The sequence below is a fragment of the Halobaculum sp. EA56 genome (assembly GCF_051195075.1).
Lineage (GTDB): Archaea > Halobacteriota > Halobacteria > Halobacteriales > Haloferacaceae > Halobaculum.
In genome coordinates, this window is record NZ_JBNTJX010000014.1 from 1 (window position 1) to 26,757 (window position 26,757).

General features: G+C 70.0%; 25 protein-coding genes. 18 read left to right on the top strand and 7 right to left on the bottom strand.

Features of this window, described 5'->3' with window-relative positions; translation table 11 throughout:
* From ACQUQ1_RS17335 to ACQUQ1_RS17350, 4 genes are all read left to right on the top strand, one after another.
* On the top strand, positions 1-273 hold a 273-nt coding region (locus tag ACQUQ1_RS17335; RefSeq protein ID WP_435065558.1), incomplete at its 5' end, for a hypothetical protein.
* Between the two features lie 382 nt (positions 274-655).
* Positions 656-1,276: a hypothetical protein gene (locus tag ACQUQ1_RS17340; RefSeq protein ID WP_435065559.1), complete on the top strand. Its 621-nt coding sequence runs from the start codon at positions 656-658 to the stop codon at positions 1,274-1,276.
* A 94-nt stretch (positions 1,277-1,370) separates the two neighbouring features.
* Entirely contained in the window at positions 1,371-2,534 is a 1,164-nt protein-coding gene (locus ACQUQ1_RS17345; RefSeq protein ID WP_435065560.1) for a signal peptidase I, read from the top strand.
* A 60-nt stretch (positions 2,535-2,594) separates the two neighbouring features.
* Positions 2,595-3,809 (top strand): DUF5305 domain-containing protein, encoded by a 1,215-nt coding sequence (locus ACQUQ1_RS17350; protein ID WP_435065561.1) that lies wholly within the window; start codon positions 2,595-2,597, stop codon positions 3,807-3,809.
* 18 nt (positions 3,810-3,827) lie between these two features.
* Here ACQUQ1_RS17350 and ACQUQ1_RS17355 read toward each other — a convergent pair whose 3' ends face one another.
* Positions 3,828-4,307 (bottom strand): DUF7139 domain-containing protein, encoded by a 480-nt coding sequence (locus ACQUQ1_RS17355; RefSeq protein WP_435065562.1) that lies wholly within the window; start codon positions 4,305-4,307, stop codon positions 3,828-3,830.
* Between the two features lie 354 nt (positions 4,308-4,661).
* On the opposite strand from ACQUQ1_RS17355, the gene ACQUQ1_RS17360 reads away from it, so the two are divergent.
* The 6 genes from ACQUQ1_RS17360 (at position 4,662) to ACQUQ1_RS17385 (ending at position 10,813) form a co-directional block, all read left to right on the top strand.
* Positions 4,662-5,117, top strand: coding sequence for a type IV pilin (locus tag ACQUQ1_RS17360; RefSeq protein ID WP_435065563.1), 456 nt, complete (start codon positions 4,662-4,664; stop codon positions 5,115-5,117).
* Between the two features lie 120 nt (positions 5,118-5,237).
* On the top strand, positions 5,238-6,092 hold the full coding sequence (locus ACQUQ1_RS17365; RefSeq protein WP_435065564.1) for a TatD family hydrolase: 855 nt from the start codon (positions 5,238-5,240) through the stop codon (positions 6,090-6,092).
* Positions 6,093-6,254: 162 nt separating this feature from the next.
* Positions 6,255-6,836 carry a DUF2150 family protein gene (locus ACQUQ1_RS17370; RefSeq protein WP_435065565.1) on the top strand — a complete coding sequence of 194 codons (582 nt, stop codon included), beginning with the start codon at positions 6,255-6,257 and terminating at the stop codon, positions 6,834-6,836.
* A 70-nt stretch (positions 6,837-6,906) separates the two neighbouring features.
* Positions 6,907-8,949: a hypothetical protein gene (locus ACQUQ1_RS17375; RefSeq protein ID WP_435065566.1), complete on the top strand. Its 2,043-nt coding sequence runs from the start codon at positions 6,907-6,909 to the stop codon at positions 8,947-8,949.
* 63 nt (positions 8,950-9,012) lie between these two features.
* Entirely contained in the window at positions 9,013-10,350 is a 1,338-nt protein-coding gene (gene hmgB, locus ACQUQ1_RS17380; protein ID WP_435065567.1) for a hydroxymethylglutaryl-CoA synthase, read from the top strand.
* 73 nt (positions 10,351-10,423) lie between these two features.
* Entirely contained in the window at positions 10,424-10,813 is a 390-nt protein-coding gene (locus ACQUQ1_RS17385; protein ID WP_435065568.1) for a thioredoxin family protein, read from the top strand.
* Between the two features lie 26 nt (positions 10,814-10,839).
* Here ACQUQ1_RS17385 and ACQUQ1_RS17390 read toward each other — a convergent pair whose 3' ends face one another.
* Positions 10,840-11,559 (bottom strand): helix-turn-helix domain-containing protein, encoded by a 720-nt coding sequence (locus tag ACQUQ1_RS17390; RefSeq protein WP_435065569.1) that lies wholly within the window; start codon positions 11,557-11,559, stop codon positions 10,840-10,842.
* Between the two features lie 123 nt (positions 11,560-11,682).
* Here ACQUQ1_RS17390 and ACQUQ1_RS17395 point away from each other — a divergent pair, with 123 nt between their 5' ends.
* Together ACQUQ1_RS17395 and ACQUQ1_RS17400 are read left to right on the top strand one after the other, a co-directional pair.
* Positions 11,683-12,318, top strand: coding sequence for a metal-dependent hydrolase (locus tag ACQUQ1_RS17395; protein WP_435065570.1), 636 nt, complete (start codon positions 11,683-11,685; stop codon positions 12,316-12,318).
* Between the two features lie 104 nt (positions 12,319-12,422).
* The gene (locus tag ACQUQ1_RS17400; protein WP_435065571.1) at positions 12,423-13,016 is read left to right on the top strand and encodes a GNAT family N-acetyltransferase; all 594 of its coding nucleotides are present in this window, start codon (positions 12,423-12,425) and stop codon (positions 13,014-13,016) included.
* 39 nt (positions 13,017-13,055) lie between these two features.
* Here ACQUQ1_RS17400 and ACQUQ1_RS17405 read toward each other — a convergent pair whose 3' ends face one another.
* Complete coding sequence (locus ACQUQ1_RS17405) at positions 13,056-13,682, bottom strand: transporter (RefSeq protein ID WP_435065572.1); 627 nt, start codon at positions 13,680-13,682, stop codon at positions 13,056-13,058.
* A gap of 203 nt (positions 13,683-13,885) precedes the next feature.
* On the opposite strand from ACQUQ1_RS17405, the gene ACQUQ1_RS17410 reads away from it, so the two are divergent.
* Complete coding sequence (locus ACQUQ1_RS17410; protein WP_435065573.1) at positions 13,886-14,146, top strand: glutathione S-transferase N-terminal domain-containing protein; 261 nt, start codon at positions 13,886-13,888, stop codon at positions 14,144-14,146.
* Between the two features lie 120 nt (positions 14,147-14,266).
* Here the strand turns inward: ACQUQ1_RS17410 and ACQUQ1_RS17415 are convergent, their stop codons facing one another.
* Complete coding sequence (locus tag ACQUQ1_RS17415) at positions 14,267-15,250, bottom strand: transcriptional regulator (protein WP_435065574.1); 984 nt, start codon at positions 15,248-15,250, stop codon at positions 14,267-14,269.
* Between the two features lie 155 nt (positions 15,251-15,405).
* On the opposite strand from ACQUQ1_RS17415, the gene ACQUQ1_RS17420 reads away from it, so the two are divergent.
* The gene (locus ACQUQ1_RS17420) at positions 15,406-16,791 is read left to right on the top strand and encodes a TiaS agmantine-binding domain-containing protein (RefSeq protein ID WP_435065575.1); all 1,386 of its coding nucleotides are present in this window, start codon (positions 15,406-15,408) and stop codon (positions 16,789-16,791) included.
* Positions 16,792-16,827: 36 nt separating this feature from the next.
* Here the strand turns inward: ACQUQ1_RS17420 and ACQUQ1_RS17425 are convergent, their stop codons facing one another.
* The 3 genes from ACQUQ1_RS17425 to ACQUQ1_RS17435 all read right to left on the bottom strand — a co-directional run bounded on the left by ACQUQ1_RS17425 (position 16,828) and on the right by ACQUQ1_RS17435 (position 19,572).
* Entirely contained in the window at positions 16,828-17,337 is a 510-nt protein-coding gene (locus ACQUQ1_RS17425; protein ID WP_435065576.1) for an NUDIX hydrolase, read from the bottom strand.
* Between the two features lie 28 nt (positions 17,338-17,365).
* The gene (locus ACQUQ1_RS17430) at positions 17,366-18,451 is read right to left on the bottom strand and encodes a pyridoxal-phosphate dependent enzyme (RefSeq protein ID WP_435065577.1); all 1,086 of its coding nucleotides are present in this window, start codon (positions 18,449-18,451) and stop codon (positions 17,366-17,368) included.
* A gap of 161 nt (positions 18,452-18,612) precedes the next feature.
* Positions 18,613-19,572, bottom strand: coding sequence for a succinylglutamate desuccinylase/aspartoacylase family protein (locus ACQUQ1_RS17435; protein ID WP_435065578.1), 960 nt, complete (start codon positions 19,570-19,572; stop codon positions 18,613-18,615).
* A gap of 364 nt (positions 19,573-19,936) precedes the next feature.
* Here ACQUQ1_RS17435 and ACQUQ1_RS17440 point away from each other — a divergent pair, with 364 nt between their 5' ends.
* The 4 genes from ACQUQ1_RS17440 (at position 19,937) to ACQUQ1_RS17455 (ending at position 26,752) form a co-directional block, all read left to right on the top strand.
* Positions 19,937-21,034 (top strand): M24 family metallopeptidase, encoded by a 1,098-nt coding sequence (locus ACQUQ1_RS17440; protein WP_435065579.1) that lies wholly within the window; start codon positions 19,937-19,939, stop codon positions 21,032-21,034.
* Positions 21,035-21,143: 109 nt separating this feature from the next.
* Positions 21,144-22,550 (top strand): DUF7544 domain-containing protein, encoded by a 1,407-nt coding sequence (locus ACQUQ1_RS17445; protein WP_435065580.1) that lies wholly within the window; start codon positions 21,144-21,146, stop codon positions 22,548-22,550.
* A 152-nt stretch (positions 22,551-22,702) separates the two neighbouring features.
* Positions 22,703-24,967: an NADP-dependent malic enzyme gene (locus tag ACQUQ1_RS17450; protein ID WP_435065581.1), complete on the top strand. Its 2,265-nt coding sequence runs from the start codon at positions 22,703-22,705 to the stop codon at positions 24,965-24,967.
* A 129-nt stretch (positions 24,968-25,096) separates the two neighbouring features.
* The gene (locus ACQUQ1_RS17455) at positions 25,097-26,752 is read left to right on the top strand and encodes an ABC transporter substrate-binding protein (protein WP_435065582.1); all 1,656 of its coding nucleotides are present in this window, start codon (positions 25,097-25,099) and stop codon (positions 26,750-26,752) included.
* The last annotated feature ends 5 nt before the right edge of the window (positions 26,753-26,757 follow it).

The window sequence follows — 26,757 nt, forward strand, 5'->3', positions numbered from 1 at the left end:
GACACGGACGGTACCGGATTGAACAACGAGGCCGTGACCACGTTCAGAGCGGTGAACGTAGTCAACAACGGCGAGGACTATGCGAGACTGACAAATCTCCAAACCGATCTGTCGAACGCCGTCAGCGCGACGCTCGTTGATAACGTCGAGATCGGTCCTGGAAACGAGGCGAACGACGTCATCGAATTCACCGTCGACACCCGTGGGAGCATTTCTTCGAACGGCGGCTCGGTGACGTTGGTGGCCGAAGACTCTGACGGCTCGCAGTCCTGATATCTAAGCATCCAGATTTTTCACTCGCACCACTGCCGAACCACCCACTTGATTACCCACCAGCCTTGCTAAATGGCGTTTAGGGCGTACGTTGTCCCGAGATCAATTCTACAAAAGATTCGAACGCGTCTCGGAGTGTACGCTCAGCAGATCCACGCTCCACTGTTTCGGACCGAGATAGTCGTTCGGGTCTGTCGGACCTATGCTGAAGTTACCGATCAAGGTATCCCCTTTTCAGGCCGTTGAGTCGCTCTACGGTCCTGAAATCTACGTATCTGGTCAAGGCGAAGTGTATACCAAAGATGGTCCCTCCCGAGGTGGAGAATGAGCACGCCACGGAGGTGCCCGATGATCCTCGGCGGCGTGCACGAGGTACGAAACCATGGAACGAAGGAAATTCGTGGTCGGATTGGGATCGCTCGCCGCCGGCGGGGCGGCTGCAATGAGTACCGGTGCCGTCTCAAGCTTCGAAGCAGAGCGCGCAATCACCGGACGAACTGTCAAAGACAGCGAGGCGAATCTACAGTTTAGGCCCGGAAATCAGCACGGTGGGAAAGCTGAATTCGCTAACGTAGGGGACTCCGGGGGAGAGTTGGAACTGGCACTTAAATTCCCCAGTCTGAATCCGGACGCGTTCCAAGCTTTCGACGACGTGTTCAAGATCACCAATACTGGGCCCGAAGACCTGGAGGTTGGGATTTACGATGCGATGGAAGATGTGGCCTTCTACTTCGGTGAGGACCTGCCCGGGTCCGCAGGAGGACTGTTTAGTAAAACTGCTGGTCCAGTTAGTCTGCCTTCCGGGGGAACGGCCTACGTGGGTGTGACGATCGACACGCGTGACGACGGGAACGCGGACGATGATCTCGACTACACCAATGACGACGGCATGTTCACTGGAACCGACGGGATCGGAGGTGACGACGACTTCCTCGTACAGGCCTCCGAAGACCTCAACAGTGGGCCAGTCCGACTCGGAAACGGTCCGGGGGGTAACGGCTGATAGCTGATAAATAAATATTCTATTTTGATTTCCCTGTCGGTTGAACGGGCTCAGCTCCTCCTGTGAACGCCCCTGAGAGGACGAGAACTTGACAATGAAACTAAAACTGCTGCTAAGTTGGTCGATTCAATCTCTGATCGTTCTCGTAGTCGTCGTGATGATAGCCGGTCAGGTACTCGGGCAGCCGGTTCTATTGGGGTTCGTTGAGACCGACAGCATGGAGCCGACATTAAATCCGGGAGACGGATTCATCATGATTCCGTCAGCATTGTCGGAGCCAGTAGAGCCCGGGGATGTAGTCGTTTACCGCGCAGAAGAGATTCAGGGAGGTGGACTCACGACTCATCGAGTCGCCGGTGAAACCGATAGGGGATATATCACCAAAGGTGACGCGAACCCGTTTACCGACCAAGATAGTGGTGAACCACCCGTCAAAGATCCGCAGATAATCGGCAAACTGTGGCAAATAAACGGTGAAGTCGTAGTAATTCCCCAGTTGGGCACCCTCTTTACCAATGTACAAAATGGAGTTCGTACTGTTCAGGGACTCCTCGCCGAACTCCTCGGAACAGGCGCAGTAGTCGGAGCGCAAGGTCTGGCCTATCTGGGATTTCTCGGGAGTCTGATCTGGTACGTCATCGGCGAGTGGCGGTCTCGAACTCGAAAAGGGAGGTCGAGAGACGGGACTCGGGACACCGGACTGGATAGCAGACTCGTCGTCGGTGTATTTGCCGCTCTACTCGTTCTTGGAGCCACAGTTGGTATGATCGGGCCCTCCGGAAACGAGGAAATCGGAGTTGTGAGTGCTGAATTCGAGTCAGAACAACCGACCGTCATTCCTGCCGGTGAATCAGGGACTATCGAGATCTCACTCAAGAACGGAGGAGTCATCCCCGTAATCGTCTTCCTCGCTCCGGCGACAGAAGGCCTGAGTGCCCATCCCACTCAAGTTCATATTCCGGGGGGAGGACAGGCAGAGGCTACTGTGACACTCCAAGCACCCGAACAGATCGGTCACTACAGGCGGTTCATATCACAGCACCGCTATTTCGCACTTCTTCCACTTCCGATTATGCGCGCGCTCTACCACTTCCACCCCTGGGCACCGATCGTCGCCATTGACGCGATGCTCGGGATCCCGTTCTACCTACTCGGAATCAAACTCGCCGGAACTGGCCGCGTTCGGACGCGATCACGCGATAGAGAGACGTCCATCTTCGACTCGGTCCGCCGCAGACTCCAGAATCTCTACCGGTAGTTCGACCCAACCACGGATACGCCCTTCATAACAATCTAATGACAACAACGCAGGGAGAGCATGGCCGACAGGGGGTTGCGCGCGCGAGCACTACTCGACACACAGTTCGAGACGATCGTAATCCTCCTCGTCGTCCTCGCGCTCGTCGGCGGGTGGCTCACCTTCGGCGCACACGTCTCGCCGGGCACGACGACCGAGCAACGGACCGTCTCCTCGTGGTCGATCAACGCCAGCTACGACCACTCGGCGACGGTCACCGAGAACAGTTCGCTGTACCCGGTCGGAAGGACACTGTCGAACAGATCGCTGTACTTCCAGCAGATCACGCCAGTGTTGAACGGGACCTTCCGATTCCGCTACCTCGCGAGCGATAGCGGATCTCTCGACCTCGCCATCACGAGGCAAGTGGTCGTCCGGTCGGTGACGGAGCGGGACGACAGGACCGTCGAGGTGTGGCGACGGACGCGCGACCTGCCGCCGGAGGCGGCGGAGTCGCTCCGCCCGAACGAGACCGTGACGGCGCCGTTCACCGTCGACGTGAACGGGACGATCAACGAGACCGAACAGATCGACGAGCAGCTCGACAACCCCCCGGGCGATCCCCGCATGTCGGTCGTGACGACAGTCCGCTACAGCGGGAGCGTCAACGGCCGGTCGGTCGAGGGGACGGAGGAGTACGTGCTCGGCATCTCCTTCGAGAACGGAGTGTACGTCGTGAACGGGACCGCCGGGGGGAAGCAGTTCGAGACGACGCGGACCGTCGAGGTCCCGCGCGAGCCCGACGCGCTCTCGGCCGCCGGCGGGCCGACGCTGTTCGGGGCCGCGTTCGTCGGCCTCGCGGCGCTCGTGCTGGCGCGCGCACGCAACGATATCGCGCTCACCGAGGCCGAGCGCGAGCGCCTCGCGTTCGAGGACGACCGCGAGACGTTCGACGAGTGGATCAACGCCATCGACCTCCCGCCGGAGGCGCGCGACCTCCCCCGCGCGAGCGCCCACTCGCTGGGCGACCTCGTCGACTTCGCCATCGACACCGACTCCAGCGTCGTGGAGAACCCCGAGGACGAGGTGTACTACGTCGTCCACGACGGGTACTGCTACGTGTACGAGGCGCCGAACCCGGGCGCCGGCGGGGACGGGATCTCTCCGTCGGAGGAATCAGAAGACGGCGACGGGAGCGCTCCGGGCCCTCTACCCGGAGAAACCAACGAATCCGGCGAGGAGGCGACCGGCGGCGGAGAAGCGGACGGGACGGAGTCGACCGAAGCCGAGGAGTGACCGGTCACGTCCGAACGATCACCTCACTCCGGTCACCCGGCAACTGTAGGCGGCGCCCGCGGCGAACAGCAGCGCGCCGAGTCCCACCCCGTACAGGAACACGCCGGTCGGCGCGTTGAACTGGTTCGGGGCGTCCCAGGCCCGTGGGTAGGTGACCACGAACAGCAGCACCGCGGCCACGCTCACTGCGAGTCCGACGACGCCGAGCGCCGTCACCCGGTCGCTCCCGAGCAGCATCGCCACCGTGCCGAGGACGAACACCGGGATCCCGAGGCCCACCGCGGCGATGGTGAGTTCCCGGACGGCGAAGAACTGTGCCGTCCCGTGGGTGGCCGTCTCGTTCCACAGGAACGCGATCCAGCCGGCCATCGACAGCGCCAGTCCGCCCATCGTGAGCCCCGCGCCGAGGTACACGTCCACCTCGGAGACCTGCTCCAGGTCGCCGACGTACCGCTGATAGCAGTCCAGGAGCATGTTATCCGGGGTCTGTGTGGCCATGCCCTTCCGTTCCGTCCCACTCGGGTTTGTTATATCAGTAGTATCGACGGTAACCCGCCGCAACTTCCTCGATACGTTCGACGTATCGTCACGAAAAGAGCGGTTGCGACCTCGGAGCGGCCGTTTCCGGGGGCGGTTTCGCCGACGTCCGCGTCGCGAACCGGGGCGACGCGACAAAACCGGCCGGCCGTGAACCCGTCCGGGCCCGACCCCGTCGATGGGCGAGTGCTCCCCAGCCCGGACGCCCTCCGAGAATCACGACTGATTCCCGGAGCGGTGGAGCTAAACGACGGACCGGGGCAGTCGCAACCGACCGCGGCGTCCGGCTGACCGTCTGACCCGCACCAGAGACCGATGTCCTGGCCACGACGCGGACCGACGTTCGCCCGCGACCGGGGAGTGACGCCGGTCGTCGCCACGGTGACGATGGTCGCGATCACGGTGGTACTGGCGGCCGTGCTCGGGGCCGCCATGCTCGGCGTCTCCGGTGGTCTCGGCACCGCGCCGCCGCCGGTGTCCGTCGAGTTCACGTACGTCTCCGACGGCAACGACTACGCGGTGATCGCCAGCATCTACGGCGGGACGACGATCACGAAACAGAACACGGGCAACCTCACGCTCGTCGCGGACAGCGGGCAGGAGCGGACGGCGCCGAAGACGCGCTACCCGCTCACCGGCGGCGACGACATCGAACTCTCGGACGACACCGGCACCGGCCCCGTCCCGCCGGGGACGGACGTGTACCTGGTGTGGACCGCGCCGGACAACGAGTCGACGAGCGTTATCGCGCGCGACCGGACCCCGTTCTGACCCGGGCCGGGCGGGACGGGGCGATTCGCAGTTCGAGATCCGCACGGGCCGATCCGTCGCGGGTCCGACCCCGCCGGACGCCCCGAAGGGGTTTTCGCCCGCCGCGATCCAACCCCGCCCATGAGCGAGGACCTGGGCACGCCCGTGCTGGACAACCACCTCCACCTCGATCCGGATCACGGCCGCGGGATGGCCGCGGTCGACGACTTCGCCCGCCTCGGCGGCACCCACCTGATCGTCGTCAACAAGCCGTCGTGGCACCTCGGCCCCGTTCCCGCGGAGCCGGAGGACTTCCGGCCGGTGTTCGAGACCACGATCGGTGTTGTCAGCGAGGCCGCCGAGCGCCTCCGCGGCGACGCGTGGCCGGTGCTGGGCGTCCATCCCGGCCTGATCTCCCGGCTCGTCGACGACGAGGGGTACGACCCCGCCGAGGCGCGCGACCTGATGGGCGCCGGAATCGACGTGGCCGCGGAGTTCGTCGCGGACGGGCGCGCGCTCGGCCTGAAGTCCGGCCGTCCACACTACGACGTGAGCGACGCGGTCCGGGAGGCGTCGAACGAGGTGATGCGCCACGCGTTCGCCCGCGGCGCCGACCTCGACTGTCCCGTGCAGCTCCACACCGAGGCCAGCGAGGACCTGACCGAGATAGCCGACTGGGCCCGCGAGGCGGGGATGGACCCGACGCGGGTCGTGAAACACTACGCCGGCGGCCGGCTCGCCGGGCCGACGCCGAGCGTGATGAGCGAGAAGGACCGCCTCTCGGTCGCCGGCGGGACGGGCGAGCCGTTCCTGATGGAGACGGACTTCGTCGACGACCCCGACAGGCCCGGCGCCGTGATGGGGCCGAAAACCGTCCCCCGACGGGTTCGGTGGCTGCTGGAGGAGGGACGCGACGACGCGGTCCGGACGGCCCACGTCGAGACGCCGCGTGCGGTCTACGGGATCGACACCGAGGGGACGCTCGACCCGGCGTAGCGAGGCGGCGGGCGAACCCCGCCGGCGGTCGCTCCGACTCCGGCCGTCGCGACCCCGGTCCACGGGGGCGCCTCACACTCCCCGAGATCGCCGGACACGCCCGGATCGCCGCTCGTTCCGGGAGAAGAAAGGCATATCAACGCAGGCCGAAACCGTGTGGGTATGACCGAATCCGAGGAGACGTTCTACACCGCCGACCGGTGGCAGAACTGGCTCGACCGCGTGGCCGAGGAGGACCTCGACCCGGAGAACGAGGACTCCGCGCGGTTGCTGCTCAACCTCCAGGACGACACCGCGATCGCCGTGGCCAAGATCGTCTCCGCGTACGACGACGACCGCCTCACCGAGGAGGAGGCGACCGACGAGATCGCCGACGTCCGCGACATCGTCCTCGCGGAGGCGGAGTTCGAGGACGAGGAGAAGGCGATGCTGATCGACGGCGTCCAGACCAGCCTCGTGTGCGTGTTCTACGCCGCCGAGGAGTACGTCGTCGGCGGCCCCGCCGAGGAGGGAAGCGTCGCCGAGTACGTCGAGGCGGCCGCCGCCGCCGAGGCCGAGGAGGACGTGGACGCGGCGCTGGGCTACCTCGTGCAGGCGGGCACGCGGATCATCGACGGCGAGGATCTCCCGATGGACGTCGTCGAGGACCTGGAGTACGGGCTCGTCTCCGAGTGGGTGAACGGCCTCGACTCCCTCCAGTCGGCGATGTCGGACCCCGAGGTCGTGGAGGAGGACGACGAGTAGCCGGCGGCGTCTCCCGCGAACTGATAGCCGGTCCCGCAGTCTTATACCGGACGCCGCGATACACCGGGGCATGACGCCTCGGGGGGAGCGCGACCGGGCCGTGACCGTCCAGATCGGCGCGGTGATCCTCTTCGGATTCCTGATCGTCGCCCTCTCGACGTACCAGGCGACGGTGGTCCCCGACCAGAACAGGGAGGTCGAGTTCCTCCACAATCAGGAGGCACAGACGGACGTGGTGCAGTTGTCGAACAGCATCTCCGCCACGGGCACGACCGGCGACGCCGCCCCCGCGACGGTGGATCTCGGGACGCGCTATCCCAGCAGGACGTTCTTCGTGAACCCGCCGCCGGCGACTGGGAGCCTCAGGACCGTCGAGCCGCCCGGCGACGGGAACGTCACGCTGGAGAACGTCGACGTGACGAGTTCGGTCGACGGCGAGGCGAACGATTACTGGGGAGACCCCGCGAACCTGAACAAGTCGACCCAGTTCGTCGTGTACGCGCCACGGTACAACCTGTACCGAGAGGCGCCGACGACGCGCATCGAACAGGGCGTCGCGTTCAATAACTTCTCGGCCGGCCGGAACATCACGCTGACCGACCAGCAGGTCGTCGAGGGCGATCGAATAACCCTGCTCGCTGTGTTGGGCGACCTCGACCGGAGCGGCGTCTCGACGGTCTCGATCGACCCCGCCGCTGTCAGTACGGTCGACCGCCGCGAGCGGGTGTCCGGCGAACTGAACGTGACGTTCCCCACGACGCTCGGTGCCGCCACGTGGGCGGAGTTGCTGGCCGACGAAATCGACGCCGGCTGGGTGAACGCCACGCGCCAAGCGGGCCCGAACCGTGTCACGATCGAACTGAACGACAGCCGGACCTACTCGCTGGGGATCGCCGCGGTCCACGTCGGCGCCGGGGCGACGGGCGACCCCGAGACGGCGTATCTCGACGTGGAGCGCGCCCCGACGCGCATGACTGACGGGTCAATCCGCGAGGTCGTCGTCGAGGTACGCGACGAGTACGGGAACCCCGTCGCGGGCGAGACGGTCGAAGCCGCGGCGGGGAACGGGTCCTTCTCGCGGTCGACGGTCCGCACCGGCGAGGACGGGATCGCGGTGTTCGAGTACCGGGCCGACGGCGTCGGCGAGGCTGAACTCAACTTCACGGTCGGGGGTGGCGCTCCCGCGGCGGCCGGATTCGACCCCGGGGCGCCGTTGAACGCGAACGTGACCGTCGAGGTTCTGGCCGGACCGGGCGGGGGCGGCGGAGGCGGTAGCGGCCTGAGCGCGTCCCTGCCGGACGAGGTCGCGTTCGTGGGATTCAACGGACAGAACGACGGCGACGTCTCGAGCGTTCCGGCCGACGGCGGAACGCTCACCGACTACAACTCCGCCAGTCAAGTGAAGGGCATCGGCCCGAAGGAGGCGGACCTCGACGGGGACGGCACGCTCGAGATCCCCTACGTCGACAACCAGCAGTCCATCAGGATCGTCGACGAGAACGGGGAGGAGTCGGTCTTCATGGACGACGTGCAGGCGAAACAGCTGAGCCTCTCGGTTGGGGACGTCGACGGCGACGACGCGAGGGAGGTCCTCTTCATCGGGAACAACAATGGCTACCTCCGACAGATAGACGCCTCTGACGCGTCGAGCTCCGTCGTCACGGCCGGCGGAGCCGACGTCACCGCGGCCTACGTCGGCGGAGTCGGCGACTTCAACGGCGACGGCGACGAGGACATCGTGTTCGTCGGGACTAACAACAACGAGATCAAGTACCTCGACGACGGGGCCGTCGTCTCCACCGGCGTCGTGAGGGACGCGGATGCGCTCGGACAGCCCGCGGACCTGGACAACGACGGCGACCTCGAGGTGCCCTACGTGACGGGGAACGGCAATATCGAGTTCGTCGACGCGACCGGGAACACCGCCCTCGCGTACTCCGGCGGCAACGCCGCCGTTGCCCCCCTCGCCTCGGTACCCGACCAGGACGGGAACGGCGCCGACGAGGTCGTCTTCGTGCGAACGAACAACCAGAAGCTCTTCAGAGTGGACGGCGAGTCCGGAGCCGTCACAGACCTCGGCGAGAAGGCCGACCCGAACGACGGAGCCGCCTGAATTCGACGATCGACGTATCTCACCATCGACAGACCTACAACCCAGTTCTCCGTACTCCCGGCCATGACAGCAGTCGGCATCGACGCCATCGAGATCTGGACCGGGAAACTCCAGCTGGACCTCCCGGGGACGTTCGCGCCGGCGAAGGGCGAGGACCCCGGCAAGTACACGAAGGGGCTCGGCCTGGAGACCTCCTCGTTCCCCGACGCCTACGAGGACATCGTCACCATGGGCGCGAACGCGGCCAAGCGTCTGATCGACCGAAAGGGGCTGGACCCCCAGGACATCGGCCGGATCGACGTGGCGACCGAGTCGGCGTTCGACAACTCCAAGCCCGTCTCCACCTACATCGCGGGCTGCCTGGAGCAGGTGTACGACGGCGACTTCCACCACGCGAACAAGGGCGAGCGGAAGTTCGCCTGCGTCGCGGGGACCCAGTCCATCGACGACGCGTACAACTGGATCAAGGCGGGGCGCAACCGCGGGCGCGCGGCGCTGGTGATCGCGACCGACACGGCGCTGTACGCCCGCGGCGACCCCGGGGAGGCGACCCAGGGGGCCGGCGCGGTCGCGATGCTCATCGACGAGGACCCGTCGGTCGTCGAACTGTCGACCGAGCAGGGGTACGGCAGCGCCGACGAGACGGACTTCCTGAAGCCGAACCAGCAGTTCCCCTCGGTCGACGGCAAGCGCTCGATGCAGGTGTACCTCGCGCGGATGCGCGAGGCGCTCACGGACTTCGAGTCGGTCGCGTGGGACGCCCACCCCGACGACTTCGCGTACGTGCCGTTCCACACGCCGTTCCCGGGGATGGTCCGGAAGGCCGGGCTGCTCGGCTACCGGCACATGATCCGCGACACCGAGATCGAGGACGCCCTCGAGGGCCGCATCGGGCGCCAGCCCCGCGAGGCGGAGTTCGACGACTGGGAGGCGTACGAGGAGGCCATCCGCGGGTACATGGACGACCTCAAGGAGACCGAGGAGTACCGGTCGTGGTACGCGGACGTGATCGAGCCGACCCTCGACATCTCCCGGCAGGTCGGCAACTGGTACACCGGCTCGGTCCACGTCGCCCGCACGTCGGCGCTCCGCCACGCCGCCGAGCACGACGTGGACCTCGCGGGCCGGAAGCTCCTCGTGGCGTCGTACGGCTCCGGCGCCCAGGCGGAGATCCACGCCGAGACCGTCGCCGACGGCTGGCGCGAGGAGGTCGAGGCGCTGAACGTCGACGAGCAGCTGGAACGCCGCTACGACCTCACCTACGACGAGTACGAACGGGTCCACGACCGCCACAACCACGACATGGACGTGGAGCTGGAGGAGTTCACCCAGCCCGAGGGCGAGTTCGTCTTCACCGGGTGGGGCCGCATGAGCGAGCGGAAGTACGACTACGTCGAGTAGGCCGGGCCGTCGCCGGTGCGTCCGCGGCACACTCGGGTGCAACGCCTTTCATCGCGAGCCGCGTAGCGGGAGTGTGACGAGTTCACCCTCCCCCGATACAGCAGACGCGACGACCTCGGCGCCGAAACCCCGCGACGTGGACGCCCGCGAGTTCCCCGATGAACTCCGTGCGGCGCTCGCCGACCACGACCTCGTGCTGGTCGACTTCTACACGAAGGGCTGTACCCTCTGTCAGAGTATCGAACCCGTTCTCGGAAGCGTCGCCCGCGCGGCCGGGGTACCGGTGCTGCTCGTCAACCCGCGGACCGACCCGTCGCTCGTGAGCGAACACGACATCCGGTCGGTGCCGACCCTCGCGCTCTTCCGGGCCGACGAGGACGGCGACCCCGAGGAGGTTGACCGGGTCGCGGACGGCTTCGTCGGCGCCGAGCGCGTCGTGGAGTTCGTCGAGGACGCCCGGTAAGGCCTCCGCGCGGCCGACGGCGCCGCCTACAGCGATCGGAGCCTATCGAGCGACTCCTCCAGCGGCGCCGTCGAGACGGCCAGCGCGAAGCCGTCGACGTTCGCGAGCGCGGCGGCGTGGTCCCACAGCGCCTCCTCGTCGAGCCCGTGGAGGATCACCGCGTTCGGCGTCGGCGTCACCACCCGGAGCGCCACCAGCGGCGACTCCCCGCGGGTGACGCCCGTGAACACGAGCGCGCGGTCGGTCGACTGGCCGTACAGCCGGTAGAACTCTTCGGAGGACAGCGAGGTGATCGCCTCGATGGAGTTGATGACGGTGTGGCCGTTCACCGTGTCGCGCTCGCCGGGCGTGACCTCCGTCGCGTCGAGCGCCTCGTACACCCGTTCGGTGGGGATGGCGGCCGGATACTCGCGGATGTCGCGGACGATGTCGGACTCGAACCCCGCGCTCACGACCCGGGCGTACTGGCGGATGCGCGCGGCCCCCCGCGACTCGTCGATGTCGAGCAGGCCATCGACGACGCGGGAGACGAGGCCGATCCCCGGCGACTCGCGCCGGCCGCTCTCGTAGTCGGAGACGACCGAGGAGGAGACCCCCATCCGGTCGGCCAGCTCCGTCTGCGAGACGTCGAAGTCGGTGCGCCACTTGCGGAGCGTCGCGCCGGGGTCGTCAGAGAGCGTGATCTCCCCCGCGATCCGGCGGGCGAGCTCCGCGCGCGTCCCGTCGGCCTCCTCGCCCACGGTCATACCTCGGCGGTGGTGGCAATCGCGTGTAAGCGTGTCGGAGACGGCGGGCGTCGCACGGGGCAGTCCGTGCCGCGGCGCCCGGGCGGCGAAACGGCCATACCCTCGCCGTCCCGACACCACGCCGTGCCGTCCACGCTCGTCCACCTGGCGCTCGGCGGGCTCCTGGCCGCGGCCCTGCTTCGCGAGGAGGCGTTCGACCGGCGGGCGGTCGCGGTCGTCCTCCTCGCGACGGCGCTCCCGGACATCGACTCGTTCGTCTCGCCGTTCCTCGCCGGCGCGCACCGCTCGCTCGGGCACAACGTCCTGGTCCCGGCGCTCGTGCTCGCGCTCCTCGTCTACGACACCCGGCTCCGGGAGGAGTCGTGGCTCCGCGGACGCCTCGGCGGAACCGCGCCCGCGGTCGCGTGGGTCGCGCTCGCGGGCTTCGCCGTCGCCGGCGTCGCCCTCGACCTCGTCGCGAACGGCGTGAACCTCCTGTGGCCACTTCACGACCAGTTCTACACGCTCAACGGTCGGGCCGGGCTGTCGAACCGTCGGGGCTTCTTCCAGACGTTCGTCGACCTATCGCCGCCGGAGCCGGCCGAGCCCGCGACCACGGAGACGCGCCACTACGCGACCGGCGTCGACCCCTCCCCCGGCGCGGAGGACGAGGACGTCGAACGGGTGTTCCCCCTCGTCTGGGCCGGGTGGCAACTGCTGCTCGTGGCGACGAGCGTCGGCGTGCTCGCGGTCCGGTTCGCCCGCGTACGCCGGAAGTGACGGACGCGTTCGGCCGCCGTCCTGCCTCGACCGCCGCACGCGCCGGCCCGTCCCGGCCCGGCCCGGACCGCGACCTTGATTCCGCCGGGCGCGGTCGACCGCGTATGAACGACCCGACCGACGGCGACGCGGCCGAGGGGGAGGACACCGGCGCGGACGTGATCCTCAGACCGTACGACCGGTCCGACGCCGACGCCCTCTGGGCGCTGAAGCGCGGCTTCGAGACCGGGCTCGGCGCCGGGACCGGCGGCGACGAGAAGGCGGCGACGTACGAGGCGAAGCTGACCGACGAGTACCGCCGGCGCTGGCTGGCGTGGGTCGACCGCTGCGTCGACGAGCAGGCGGCGACCGTGACGGTCGCGGAGCGGGAAGGGAGCGAGATAGAGGGGCGAGGGGACCCGGCGGACGGCGACCCCCACGGGGCCTCCCCGCTGGTCGGCTACGTGTTCGTCCTCCCCGAGTCGCTGGCGTTCGTGTGGGACGCCGCCGTGCTCAACGAGGTGTACGTCCGCCCCGCCCGCCGCGGCACGGGCGTCGCCGACGACCTGATGGCGGCGGCCCTCTCGGCCGCCCGCGAGCAGGACCTCCCCCTGGACCGCATGGTCCTCGACGTCGACCGCGAGAACGACCGCGCGCGGTCGTTCTACGAACGGCACGGCTTCGAACACTGGGGTGAGATGGTCGCCCGCGACCTGTGAGCGCGGCCGGCGGGGGCGCCGCCGGGGCCGGGTTCACGGTCACCGCGAGCGTGCCAGCGCCCCGACGGCCCCGCCCGCAGCGCCGAATACGGCCGGGTAGAGGACCCCGGCGAGCAGCGCGGCCGTGACGTAGTCCGGGTGGACGCTCCCGGCGTCGCCGACGCCGTACGCGAACGCGAACGCGCCGACGACCGCGAGCAGGAAGTACGCCGGGACGACGCCGAGGGCGGCGACGGCGCCGTCGGTCGGGGCGTCCGCGCCGTGGAGCGCCGCGGCCGCCGCCCCCGCCAGCAGGAGCGCGGCCGGCGGCACGAGGTACAGGTACGCGAGGTTCGCGTCGGAGGCGGAGAGGAAGTTCGTCGCGCGCGTGCCGCCCAGCGACGGCGACAGCGTCGCGACGAAGTGGGCGTTGTAGAAGTACCACCCGACCGCCTGCCAGGCGGCGACGGGGTCGCCGCCGAACAGGCTCGCGAGGAAGTTCACCCCCGAGAGGCGGTCGCGTACCGCCCCGGACTGGGTGACGTACGTGATCAGGTACCCGAGGAGGTACGCGCCGGCGCCGGCCGCGGCGCCCGGAACGAGCGCGACGCGCCCTCGCAGCCCCGACCCGGTCCCGCTTCGCGTTCCCGTGCCCTCAGGTCCCGCTCCCGTCGGTGCATCCCCCATGGTTGCGCGAACGCCACGGTGAGACAAACCCGTTGTGGCCGCTCGCGTGGGACCGGCTCCCCCTCCGGCGCCGGTCGGCGACGGGGCGGCGCGAGCGCCCGTTCCGACCCCTGAATCGTGTCACCGCACCGCACGTCGCCTCCGCGCCGCGGGCGCACACCCCGACGGAGTTTAAACCGGGGCGTCCCCAAGCGTCGGGTGCAATGTCCGATCTCGTCCTTTACGAGCTGGAAGGCTGTCCGTACTGCGCGAAGGTGAAGAACAAACTGTCCGAACTCGGTCTGGAGTACGAGTCGATCATGGTCCCGCGCTCGCACGGCGAGCGGACCGAGGTGAAGGAGGTCTCCGGGCAGACCGGCGTTCCGGTCCTCGTCGACGAGGAGCACGGCGTCGAGGGGATGCCCGAGTCCGACGACATCGTCGCGTACCTGGAGGAGACGTACGGCGACGGTAGCGCGGCGTAGACCGCGCGCGCCGCCGGCCGGTCGGTAACTAGTTTTCCGGATCGGGGTGTAGGAGAACGACGTACGGCGATGGCTGGTCGAGTCAACCGTCCGCGCGGGTCACCGGCGCGTACGAGAGGCTCAGGCCTCCGCGGGCTCGTCGGACCGCTCGCGGATCAGTTCGCGGATACGCTCGGGGTCGTCGGCGTCGGCGAGCTCGACGGCCGTGACGATGGCGGTGCCGTCGACGGACTCGCGCTTCGGCTCGTCCTCGCCCTCGGTGAAGTACACCGCGCGGGTTCCGGTGACGCGGCCGAGCGACCCCATGAGCTTGGCGCGCTTCTCGGCGGTGCGGTTGAACGGCGAGTGACCCGTGAGGAGGGTGAACTCCACGCGGGGCTCGGCCTCGTCCTCGCCGACGGCCGTGAACGGCGCGCGCTGGGTGGGGTGGACGGCGAACCCGGCCCGCGAGAGCACGGCGTACACGCGCTCGTCGTCGGGGTCGGCCTCCGGCGGCTCCGGCGTCGGGTCGGCCTCGCGCACCTCCTCGGCGCCCTCCATCACCCGGACGGGGTCGGAGAACGGCCGGTCGAACAGGTCCTCCAGCTGGACGGCCACCTCGACGGAGGCGTTCATGCCGTCCTCGTACTTGGCGACGGTGCGCCGGGAGACGCCCAGCTCCTCGGCGAGCCTGCCGAGGCTCCAGCCGCGCTCCTTGCGCTCGTCGGCGACGGTGTCGCCGTCGATGTTGACGTAGAGGCCGCCGGGGGCGGCGTAGATGAGCGGGGGAACCTCCTCGATCACCAGGTCGTACAGCGTCTCCGGGTGGATCGCGGGCACGCCGTGGCGGAAGTAGACGACGCCCGGCTTGAGGTCCTCGTCGCGCGTCCGCAGGCCGACGAGGATCGGCGTCGCCGAGAGGTACTCACCGAGGCGACGCATCTCCGCGCCGGTCGCCCGGTCGAAGGCGTCGACGTTGCCGAGGACCTTCACGAGCAGGAGGTCCTCCCCCCGCCTGGCGGCCACGTCGAAGCTCTTCGGGCGGACCGCACAGCGCTCGCTGACGAGGAACTCCCCGTCCCCGAGCATGGCGGTCACGTTCCCGACCAGCGCCTTCCGGGACATACCCGGATATACGCCGCCGATGCCTTATATGGGTTGTGCCGCCGCCGACCCCGGGTCGAACGCCGTCGGGTGGTCGCCCGGACGGGGGACCGATAGAGCTATACGGGGTCGCCGAACGCGAAAGGCACAATTCCGGGCGCCGTCTCCCTCCCGCCGTGACGGTCATCGGCCTCGACGACACCGACTCCCGCACGGCGGGCATGTGCAGCACGTACCTCGCCGCCCTCCTGGCCGAGGCAATCGCGGACGCCGGCGGCTCCGTCGACCGCCGCGTCCTCGTCCGCCTCAACCCCGCGGTGGAGCACAAGACCCGCGGCAACGCCGCCCTCGCCCTCCACGCGAGCGTCGATCCGGGCGCCGCGATGGACCTCGCCGCCGACCTCGTGGAGTCGTACGCGGTCGCCGACGACCCCCGCACCTCCCCCGGCGTCGTCGTCGCCGACTGCGCCCCCGACGAGGTTCCCGACGCGGTCGCGGCGTTCGCGCGCGAGGGGGTCCGGGAGTTCCACGCGCTCGACGACGCGCTCGCGCTCGCGGCGGAGGCGGGCTTCGAGACGCGCGGGTGGGCCGGAGACGACGGCGGGCGGGGTCCCGCGGGCGACGCCGGCGACGACGTGGACGGGGGGAGCGACGGCGTCGTCGGCCGTGGCCGGATCGGCGCGCTCGCGGCCGTCGGCGCCTGGCGGGCGTTCGACGACTGGACCTACGAGCTGATCTCCTACCGGGAGTTCGCCCGCTGCGGCACCCCCCGCGAGGTGGACGAGGCGAGCGTGTTCCACGCCGCAGACGAGGCGTACCCCCTCGCCTGGGACACCGTCGACCGCGGCGAGGGCGAGGCGGTGTGCGTCCCGAACGCGCCCGGACCGATCCTCCACGGGATCCGCGGCGACGACCCCGAGGCGGTCGCGGCGGTCGCCGACGGCATCGAGTCCGAGCCGGTCGAGCGGGCCGCGCTCTTCGTGACGAACCAGGGGACCGACGCTCACCTCCGCGACGGCGACCTCGGCGACCTGCGCGACGGGCGGACCTACCGGGTCGACTGCTCGGTCGCCGGCGCGCCCGAGACGCGCCGCGGCGGGCACGTGTTCTTCCCCGTGACGGACCCGTCGGGAGGGTCCGCGGACGCCGGACCGCGGGGCGGGGGTGTGGCGACCGCGGACGCCCTCACGTGCGTCGCGTTCGAGCCGACGAAGCGCTTCCGCGACCGGGTCCGCGCGCTCCGCGTCGGCGACCGCCTCACCGCGTGCGGCGAGGTCGCCGACGGGACGCTGAAGCTGGAGAAGTTCGCCGTCCGCGACCTCGTCCGGGCCGAGCGGGTCGTCCCCGGCTGCCCGGAGTGCGGGACGTCGATGGAGTCGGCCGGCGCCGGCCAGGGCTACCGCTGTCGCGACTGCGGGACGAGCGAGCCAGGGAAGGTGACGGCGGCCGTCGAACGGGACCTCGAACCGGGGTGGTACGAGGTGCCCCCGTGCGCGCGCAGACACATCAGCAAGCCGCTCGTCCGCGGCGGGTTCGACGCGCCGACGCACCCGGAGCGGTAGCGGCGACTCCCGCCCGGGCGACACGCCGCCGCCGACTCACTCCAGCACCGCGGTCAGCAGGTCGCGGCTCCACGGGCTGATCCCGCCGTCGTCGCGGAAGCCGTCGAGGGTGTCGAACCGGGCGGCGAGCGTCTCGTCGCGAGCCTCCGGCTCGCCGTCGGTCGCCGCCCGGGGGACGACGTAGCGGATCCCGACGACAGAACGGCCCTCCCTCGTCGCGTGGTCGACCCGGTACAGGTCCAGGTCGTCGGGGTCGACCCGGACCCCCGTCTCCTCGCGGAGCTCGCGGGCGACGCCCGCGGCCGGCGGCTCGTCGTGTTCGAGGTTGCCGCCCGGGGTCCCCCACAGGCCGCGGTTGGGCTCAACGGCCCGCTTCCCGAGGAGCACCCGGCTCCCGTCGGTCACGACGACGCTCGCGACGGGCTTGCTGTTCTGCCGGACCACGCGGTCGCAGCCCGGACAGTGGCGCCGCTCGCGGCCCTCGACCGTGACGCGGTCGAGGTCAGTTCCGCACAGCGGGCAGTACTCGCCGGGAACGGTGATCACGGTTCGGCCGCCTCCGGCTCGGTTCGGCTCACGTCTTCAGCCCGCTGCCGGTCAGCGGGACGACCACGTCGGCGTCGTCGGCGAGGACGCCGCGCTCGCGATACTCGCGGAGCGCGGCGGGCGCGACGGCACAGGTCGGCTCCGTGTAGAAGCCCGCGGCGTGTAGGTCGGCCAGTTCCGCCTCCACCGCCGCCGAACCGAGCGCGACGGCGTCGCCGTCCGTGTCCTTGATGGCGTCGAGGATCTGGTGTCTCCGAACGGGCTCGGGGATCTGGATGCCGTCGGCGGCGTCGTTGTCGCCGGCGGCCGCCGCCGCCCCGTGGAGCGCCTCGACGACCGGGGCGTACCCCGCGGCCTGCGCGCCGAGCAGTCGCGGCACCTCGTCGATCCAGCCGGCCTCGCGGAGCGCGCGGAAACCCCGGTAGGCGCCGAGGAAGAGCGTCCCGTGGCCCACCGGGAGGACAACCGCGTCGGGCGCGTCCCAGTCGCGCTGGAGGGCGATCTCGTGGGCGACCGTGGCCGTCCCCGCGAAGAAGGCGGGGTTCCAGGCGTGGCTGGCGTACCAGCCGGCCCCGGATTCTACCGCCTCCACGCACGCGTCCGTCGTCGCCTGCCGCGGCCCCTCGGTCTTCACGGGCGTCGCGCCGGCCCGCCGGATGGCGCGGAGCTTCGCGTCCTTCACCGACGCCGGGACGTATATCTCGGCGTCGATGCCCGCGCGGGCGGCGTAGGTCGCGATCGCGGCGCCCGCGTTGCCCGAGGAGTCCTCGACGAGGGTGTCGACGCCGAGCGCCGCGGCCCGCGAGACCGTGGTCGTGGCGCCGCGGTCCTTGAACGAGCCGGTGGGGAACACGTACTCCAGTTTGAACTGCGCGTCCCAGTCCCCGGCGTCGACGAGCGGGGTCATCCCCTCCCCGAGGGTGACGAGCGGCGACTCGGGGACGAACTCGGCGAACGACCACAGCCCCGCGCGCGTGTCGAACGCGGCCGGGTCGGGGGCGGGGCCGTCGGGGAGCGGTCGTTCGGCGTAATCGAGCGGGTGGCCGCACTCGCAGCGCCAGCGGTCGGCGTACGTGGTACCGCAGTCGCGGCAGCGGAGCGGCGGAGCGGTCATACGTGAGCGACCGGGAGCGAGGAACCAGTAGGTGACGGTTCTGGCGATCCGGAACCCCCGGGCGGTGCTGTTCGGCGAGCGAAGCGAGCCGATTCGCCGCGAGTGAGGCCGGAGTTCTCGTGAGCGTAGCGAACGAGGAGGACCCCGTCAAAAGAGGTTCGTTAGAACTGATCCACGTCGGTGCCGACCGAGCAGACGTACTCGCCGGTGGCGACCTGCGGGAGCCGCCGCGAGCGCCAGAAGATCCCCTCGTTGTCGGCGGTGACGCGGGCCTTCAGCGTCCCGAAGGCGTCGGTCACCTCGAACAGCACGTCGCCGCGGGAGACGCGCTCGCCGAGGTCGACCTCGTAGGTGACGAGGCCGCCGGCGGGCGAGCCGTACTGGTCGAACCCGGAGGCGCGGGTCTGGAGGTCGCGCTCGACGTCGCCGTCGAGGAAGCTGTAGTAGCGGAGCACCCGGAACATGCCCTCGACGCCGATCCGGATCGACTCCTCGTCCCAGCCGACGGCGCCGCCGAGTTCGGGGTCGATCGTGGGGATGCCCTCGTCCGGAGCGGCCCTCGCGAGCTGGCCGTCGGGACCCTTCTGGTCGAGGACGTAGCCGGTGCCGAACACCTTCGCGAGTTCGAGGCACTCGCGGTGGAGGCGGTGGCGCGGGCCGCAGCGCACCCGGACCTCGTCGATCATCCGGGAGGTCCGTCCCTGGTGGAGGTCGACGACCAGGTCCGCGCGCTTGGCCGCCTCGAAGGTCGCGGCGGCGATGCGCTCGGAGGAGGTGCCGTTGGCGTCGCCCGGGTATGCGCGGTTCATCTTCGTGTCGTCGATGGGGTTGCGGTGCTCGGCCACCTGGAAGCCGTGGTAGTTGACGATCCCGACGAACAGGATCTGCCCGGCGACCTCCTCGGGGTCCAACTGCGGGACGAGGCGGTTGATCACCCCGAGGCCGTTGAGCTCGTCGCCGTCGCTGACCGCCTGCACGTACAGCGTCTTCCCGTCCGCCGCGCCGTTCAGCACCGCGACCGGCAGCCCGACGGTGGACCCGTCGCGGGCCTCGCCGACCTCGAGCCGACCGGTGTCGAACTCCCCGGGGGGCGCACTCGCGCTCCCGAGCGTCGTCATCATTACCTCGTGCCTTTCGGGTATCGCCTCTTTAGGGGTTCGGTCCGATCGTTCGTCGCCGGTGGTCCGATCTCCGGGTCGTGCGTCCCCGTCGTCGCCCCCGGGACGACGAACCGGCGGGTGACGACACGAACGACCGCGAACGTCCCACCCCGGCGTCCGACGAGCACGTCGTTTCCGCCGGCCGTTCGGCGTCGACGATTCCGCCCCCCGCCTCTCCCCGGTCGCCCGCGGGAGCGCGGCGCACGCGTGCGCCGCGCGTGGGTGCGGGCGACACGCAGTCCCCGGCGGCCGGTCGGTCATCGTCGGTTCGGGGGGTCGATGACGATGCCGCCGCATTGAAGCCCGGCCGGTCGGACCCGCGAGTATGGTCGACGTCGACGAGCGCGAGGAGCGCCTGGAGCGCTTCCTCGCCGAGGAGGGGTACGAGGCGGTGTGGTTCGCGCGGCCGAACGCGTTCGCGTGGCTCACGGGGGGCTCGAACCGGGTGGACGCGGGCGCCGACGTGGGCGACGCCGCCGCGGGCTACCTGGGGGACGGCGAGTGGACCGTCGTCACGAACAACATCGAGGCCGAGCGCCTCGCGGCCGAGGAGCTCCCGGCGGAGCTGTCGATGTCCGTCGCGGCCGACGACTGGTACGAGGCCTCCCTCGCGGAGTCGGTCGCCGCGCGGTCGCCGACGCCGGCCGCGGCCGACTTCGAGGTCCCCGGGTTGGAGGCGGTCGACCCGACGCGGCTGCGCCTGCGCCTGAGCGAGGACGACCTCGCGGCCTACCGCGACCTCGGTCGGGAGGTGGCGCTGGCGACCGAGACGGTGTGCCGGGAGCTGCAACCGGGCGACACCGAACACGAGGTCGCCGCGGGACTGCGCATCTCGCTGGCCGGCCGGAACATCGACGCCCCGGTCGTCCTGGTCGGGGGGAGCGAGCGCGCGCCGGAGTACCGCCACCCGACGCCGACCGACGCCGCGCTGGGCGACTACGCGCTGGTGATCGTCACCGCCCGCCGCGGCGGCCTGCACGCCTCCTGCACCCGGACGGTCGCGTTCGACCCGCCGGAGTGGCTCGACGAGCGGCACCGTGCCGCCCAGCGCGTCGAGGCGCGGGCGCTCGCGGCGACCCGCGAGGCCGCCGGGCGCGACGACGGCACCGCCGGCGAGGTCTTCGACGCGATCCGCGAGGCGTACGCCGAGGAGGGGTACGAGGGCGAGTGGCGCGAGCACCACCAGGGCGGGGCGACCGGCTACGCCGGCCGGGAGTGGTTCGCGACGCCCGGGAGCGACGCCCCCGTCGCCGCCGAGGCCGCCTACGCGTGGAACCCGACGGTCCGGGGCGCGAAGAGCGAGGACACCGCCTACGTCGCCGCCGACGGCGTCGAGGTGCTCACCGACTCGGACCGGTGGCCGACCGATACCGTCGAGGCGGGCGGCACGACGGTCCCCCGTCCGTCGATCCTGACGCGGTAGCGGCGGACCGGTTCCGGGGAGGTCGCCGGCGAGCTACCGACGGGTTCGCCGGGTATTCCGACCCCGAGCGAGGAACAACTTTCATGTCCCACGCCTGTGAGGTGCCGCCATGAGTTGGCACGGCGTCGACGCGGTCGACGACGCGATCGACGCGACGCGGGGGTTCCTCTTCCCCGCGACGGTCGGACGCTGGGCGCGCACGGCGGTCGTCACCCTCTTCGCCGGCGGCGGGGGCGGCGGCGGCACGCAGGCGCTCAGCAACGCGGGCAACTTCGCCGCCCGCCTCGCCGGCTCCGGCGGCCTCGGGAGCGGCCCCGGCGCCGCGTCGTCGGTCGCGCCGCTCCTCGTCACGCTCCCCGCGATCCTCCTCGCGGCGGTCCCCTCCCTCTCCCGGACAGTTCCGGCCCCCGTACCGATACAGGCGAACTGGCTGCCCGCCGCCGTGGGTGCGGTCGGGATCGCGGCGATACTCCTCGGCGTGACCGTCGCGCTCGTGGCGGTGGTGCTGTCCCCGGTCTTCGAGTTCGTCCTCGTCGACGGCATCGCGCGCGACGACCTCAGGCTCCGGCGGGGGATCCGGGAACACCTCGTGAACGGCCTGCGATACCTCGGGTTCCAGATCGGCCTGTTCGCGGCGTTCCTCGTGCCCCCCGCGGCGGTCGCCGCGATCGCGTTGCTCACCGGCATGCCGGTCGAGCGCCTCGTCGACCGGCCGCTGGCGCTCGCGGCCCTCGGCCTCGTGGTCCTGGTGTACGTCGTCGTGTACGTGCTGCTCGCGCGGTTCACCCGCGAGTTCGTCGTCCCGGCGATGGTGGCCGACGGCGGCGGCGTGATCGACGGGTGGCGCCGCGTCTGGCCGACCCTCCGCGGCCAGCCGTGGCAGACGCTCGTGTACCTCGTGATGCACCTGCTCGTCGGCATCGGGGTCTCGATCGTCTCGGCGATCCTGCTGCTGCTCGGTCTGCTCGTCGTCGCGGTGATCGCGGGGGTCGTCGGCCTCGCGGTCGGCGCGGTCGCCGGCGGCGCCGGCGGCGCGAGCGGCATGGGCGCCGAGTTCGGGATGGGCGTCGGCTTCGGTCTCGGCCTCGTCGCCGCGGCCGTCGTCGGGATCCCGCTGTTCGTGGTCGCGGTCGGCCTCCCGGTCCGGGTGCTGACGGTGACGTTCACCCGAACGTACGAACTCGCCGCGCTCGGCCGGTTCTCGTCGGGGCTCGACCTGATCGGCCACTACCGCGACGACGGGGACGGCGACAGAGACGAGGCCGAGACCGGAGGCGAGGGGGGCGACGACGGCGGCGACACCGCGGCAACGACCGGCGGCGACGACGGCGACGACGGTCCCGACGCAGACGACTCGGCCGACGCCGACTCGGAGGACGGGGCGGCGGACGACGGCTTCGGGGGGTTCGTCCCCGCGACGGCGCCCCGCGAGGACGACGAGGAACGCGACACACGCGAGGGCGACGAGCGCGAGACTCGCGACGGCGGGGACCGCCGCCGTCGCGACCACGGGTGACTGGCCGACCCGGATCGACCACTCGGAACCGAGTTACGAACCGGGCGGATCCGGATCCGATTGCCGCGGGATCGGACGCATCGGGCGCGGACGGCGGCGGTCCGCACCTGTCCGCTCGGTAGCTTTTTCTCCAGCCCTGCGGTCGCCCCGGTATGGGACTCGACGACGACGCGCGGGAGTATCACCGATCGGACCCGCCCGGCAAGATCGAGATATCGACGACCAAGCCGACGAACACCCAGCGCGACCTCTCGCTGGCGTACTCGCCGGGGGTCGCCGCGCCGTGCCGCGACATCGACGCCGACGACGAGCGCGCCTTCGAGTACACGGCGAAGGGGAACCTCGTCGGCGTCGTCTCGAACGGCTCGGCAGTGCTCGGCCTCGGCGACATCGGCGCGCAGGCGTCCAAGCCGGTGATGGAGGGAAAGGGGGTGCTGTTCAAGCGCTTCGCCGACATCGACGTGTTCGACATCGAACTCGACGAGGAGGACGCCGACGACATCGTGGAGTCGGTCGCCGCGATGGAGCCGACGTTCGGCGGGATCAACCTGGAGGACATCAAGGCGCCCGAGTGCTTCGAGATCGAGGAGCGCCTCCGCGAGCGGATGGACATCCCCGTGTTCCACGACGACCAGCACGGCACGGCGATCATCTCCGGGGCGGGCCTGATCAACGCGGCCGACATCGTCGACAAGGACCTCTCCGACCTCGAGATCGTCTTCTCCGGTGCGGGCGCCTCCGCCATCGCGACGGCGAAGTTCTACGTCTCGCTGGGGGCGGACGCCAGCAACATCACGATGTGTGATTCCTCGGGGATCATCACCGAGGAGCGCGCGGCCGCCGGCGACGTGAACGACTACAAGGCGCAGTTCGCCAGCGAGGGCGAGGGCGGGGACCTCGCGGACGCGATGGCGGGCGCGGACGTGTTCGTCGGGCTCTCGGTCGGCGGGATCGTGAGCCGGGAGATGGTGCGGTCGATGGCGGAGAACCCGATCATCTTCGCGATGGCGAACCCCGACCCGGAGGTCACCTACGACGACGCGAAGGAGGCACGCGACGACACCGTGATCATGGGAACGGGCCGCTCGGACTACCCGAACCAGGTGAACAACGTCCTCGGGTTCCCGTTCCTGTTCCGCGGCGCCCTCGACGTGCGCGCGACCGACATCAACGAGGAGATGAAGCGCGCGGCCGCGGAGGCGCTGGCCGACCTCGCGCGCCAGGACGTGCCCGACGCGGTGGTGAAGGCGTACGGGGACCAGCCGCTGCAGTTCGGCCCGGAGTACGTCATCCCGAAGCCGCTGGACCCGCGGGTGCTGTTCCAGGTCGCGCCGGCGGTCGCGGAGGCCGCGATGGAGTCCGGCGTCGCCCGCACCGAGGTCGACACCGACCAGTACGCCGAGCGGCTGGAGGCACGCCTCGGCAAGAGCCGCGAGATGATGCGCGTCGTCCTCAACAAGGCCCGCTCGGAGCCCAAGCGCGTCGCGCTGGCGGAGGGGACGGACGAGAAGATGATCCGGGCGGCCTACCAGATGGCCGAGCAGGGCATCGCCAACCCCGTCCTCCTGGGCGACCGGGAGGTCATCGAGTCGACGACCGCCCACCTCGGGCTCGACTTCGAGCCGGAGGTCGTCGACCCCGAGGAGGAGCACGCGACCGACGGCTACGCCGACCGGCTCCACGAACTCCGCAAGCGCAAGGGGATCACCCGGTCGGAGGCGGGCGAGCTGATCCGCCGCGACACCAACTACCTCGGGAGCGTGATGGTCGAGCAGGGCGACGCTGACGCGCTGCTCACGGGGCTGACCCACCACTACCCGAGCGCGCTGCGGCCGCCGCTGCAGGTGATCGGCACCGCCGAGGACGCCGAGTACGTCGCCGGCGTGTACATGCTGACGTTCAAGAACCGGGTCGTCTTCTGCGCCGACACCACGGTCAACCAGGCGCCCGACGCCGAGGTGCTCGCGGAGGTGACGAAACACACCGCGACGCTCGCCCGCCGGTTCAACGTCGAACCCCGGGCGGCGATGCTGTCGTACTCCAACTTCGGCTCCGTCGACAACCCCGGAACGCGCAAGCCGCGGGAGGCCGTCGAGCTGCTCCACGACGACCCCGAGGTCGACTTCCCGGTCGACGGCGAGATGCAGGCCGACACGGCCGTCGTCGAGGAGATCCTCGAGGACACGTACGGCTTCTCCGAGCTCGACGGGCCCGCGAACGTGCTGGTGTTCCCCAACCTGGAGGCGGGGAACATCGGCTACAAGCTCCTCCAGCGCCTCGGCGGGGCGGAGGCCATCGGCCCGATGCTCGTGGGGATGGACCAGCCGGTCCACGTGATGCAGCGCGGCGACGAGGTGAAGGACATCGTCAACCTCGCCGGCGTCGCCGTCGTGGACGCGCAGGGCGAGGGAGAGTAACCGCCCGCGACGGCCGTCCGGGACCTATCGCCCCGGGCCGCCTCCGGCGGCTCGGCCGATACCCCCGAATCTGTTGGGGTGCGGGATAGTACCCCAGCATATAAGAGGTCGTCCGCCAACGTTCCGGGCATGTCTCACGAGGACACGAGCAGACGACGGTTCCTCCAGGCGGCGGGTTCGGCGACGGCGGCTGTCACGCTCGCCGGCTGTACGGGGGGCGACGGCGACGGCGAGCAGACCGACGCCACGACGACCACCGGCGGGGACGGGGCCGGCATGGAGACCACCGAGCCGCAGGAGACGACAGAGCTCCCGGAGCCGGAGACCCGCGACGGCTACCTCCAGCGCGCCAACCTCCACTGCCACACCCAGGCTCCGTGGGTGTTCCTCCACCGGCAGTACTCCGTGTACGGGAAGTCCGCCGACATCGAGTGGCAGCCGCGCCGCGACGAGACGGTCGAGGCGTACGCCATCGAGCCGGCGACCGACTCCGGCGACGACGTGGTGATGACGCAGTCGCAGATGGACTCCGGGCTCGACCCGCAGGACCACCGCGAGACGCCGACGGACAACATCGTCCTGCAGGCGTACGAGGGCCTGCTGGAGCGTGACGCGCAAGGCTCGGTGATCGAGATGCTCGCGACCGACTACCGGCGCCTCGACGAGACGACGGTTCAGTTCACCGTCCGCGACAACGTCTCGTTCCACTCGGGCGACTCGCTCACCCCCGAGGACGTCGCCTACTCGATCAACCGGATCGTCAAGCCGGACGTGGGCATCGAGTCGCCGCAGGTCGACCAGCTCATCGGCGTCGAGGGCGCGGAGGTCGCCTCCACCGACGACCGAACGGTGAACGTGAACCTCTCGGGGCTGAACCCGATCGTGTTCGCGTCGTTCGCGACCTACTGTGACATCATGAACAAGTCCTGGGTCGAGAGCAACGACCAGGCCTACATCAACCAGAACATGGACGGGACCGGCCCGTTCCAGCTCTCGAACTACGAGCAGGGCGTCGCCGTCGAGTTCCAGCGCAACAACGACTACTGGCGGGAGCCGGCGGCCATCTCGACGTTCACCATCAACTCCGCCTCGGAGTCGTCGACCCGCGTGAACCGCCTCCTCAGCGGGGAGTCCGACATCGTCGTCAACGTTCCCCCGCAGGAGGTCTCGCGCGTCGAGAACAACGACGGTACCTCCATCGCGGCGGTCCCGTCCACGCGGATCATCTTCAACGCGATGCGCTACGACGTCGAGCCGTTCGACTCCCCGCAGTTCCGCCGGGCGGTCAATTACGCGGTCGACCTCGACTCGATCATCGAGAACGTCCTGCAGACGTTCGGCGACCCCACGGGCCAGCCGACGCTGGAGGGCTTCTTCGGGTACAACGGCGACATCGACCCGTACCCGCGCGACCTCGACCGCGCCGAGCAGCTGGTCGAGGAGTCCGGCTACGCCGGCGCCGAGGTCGAGCTCGTGACGCCGATCGGGCGCTACCTCAAGGACGTCGAGATCGCGCAGGCGGTCGCCGCCCAGGTCGACGAGATCCCGAACGTGAGCGCGACGGCCCGACAGGTCGAGTTCTCGACGCTCGTCAGCCAGGTGACCACGGGCAAAATCGAGGACAAGCCCCACTGGTACCTGCTCGGGTGGGGCAACGCGACCTTCGACGCGATCCAGACCATCCAGCCGCTCCTCGCGAGCGACGGGGCGCTCACCTCCTACAAGAACGACGAACTCGACCGCCTTCTCGACGAGGCACAGAGCCTGCCGAGCGAGTCCAACTAGGTCGG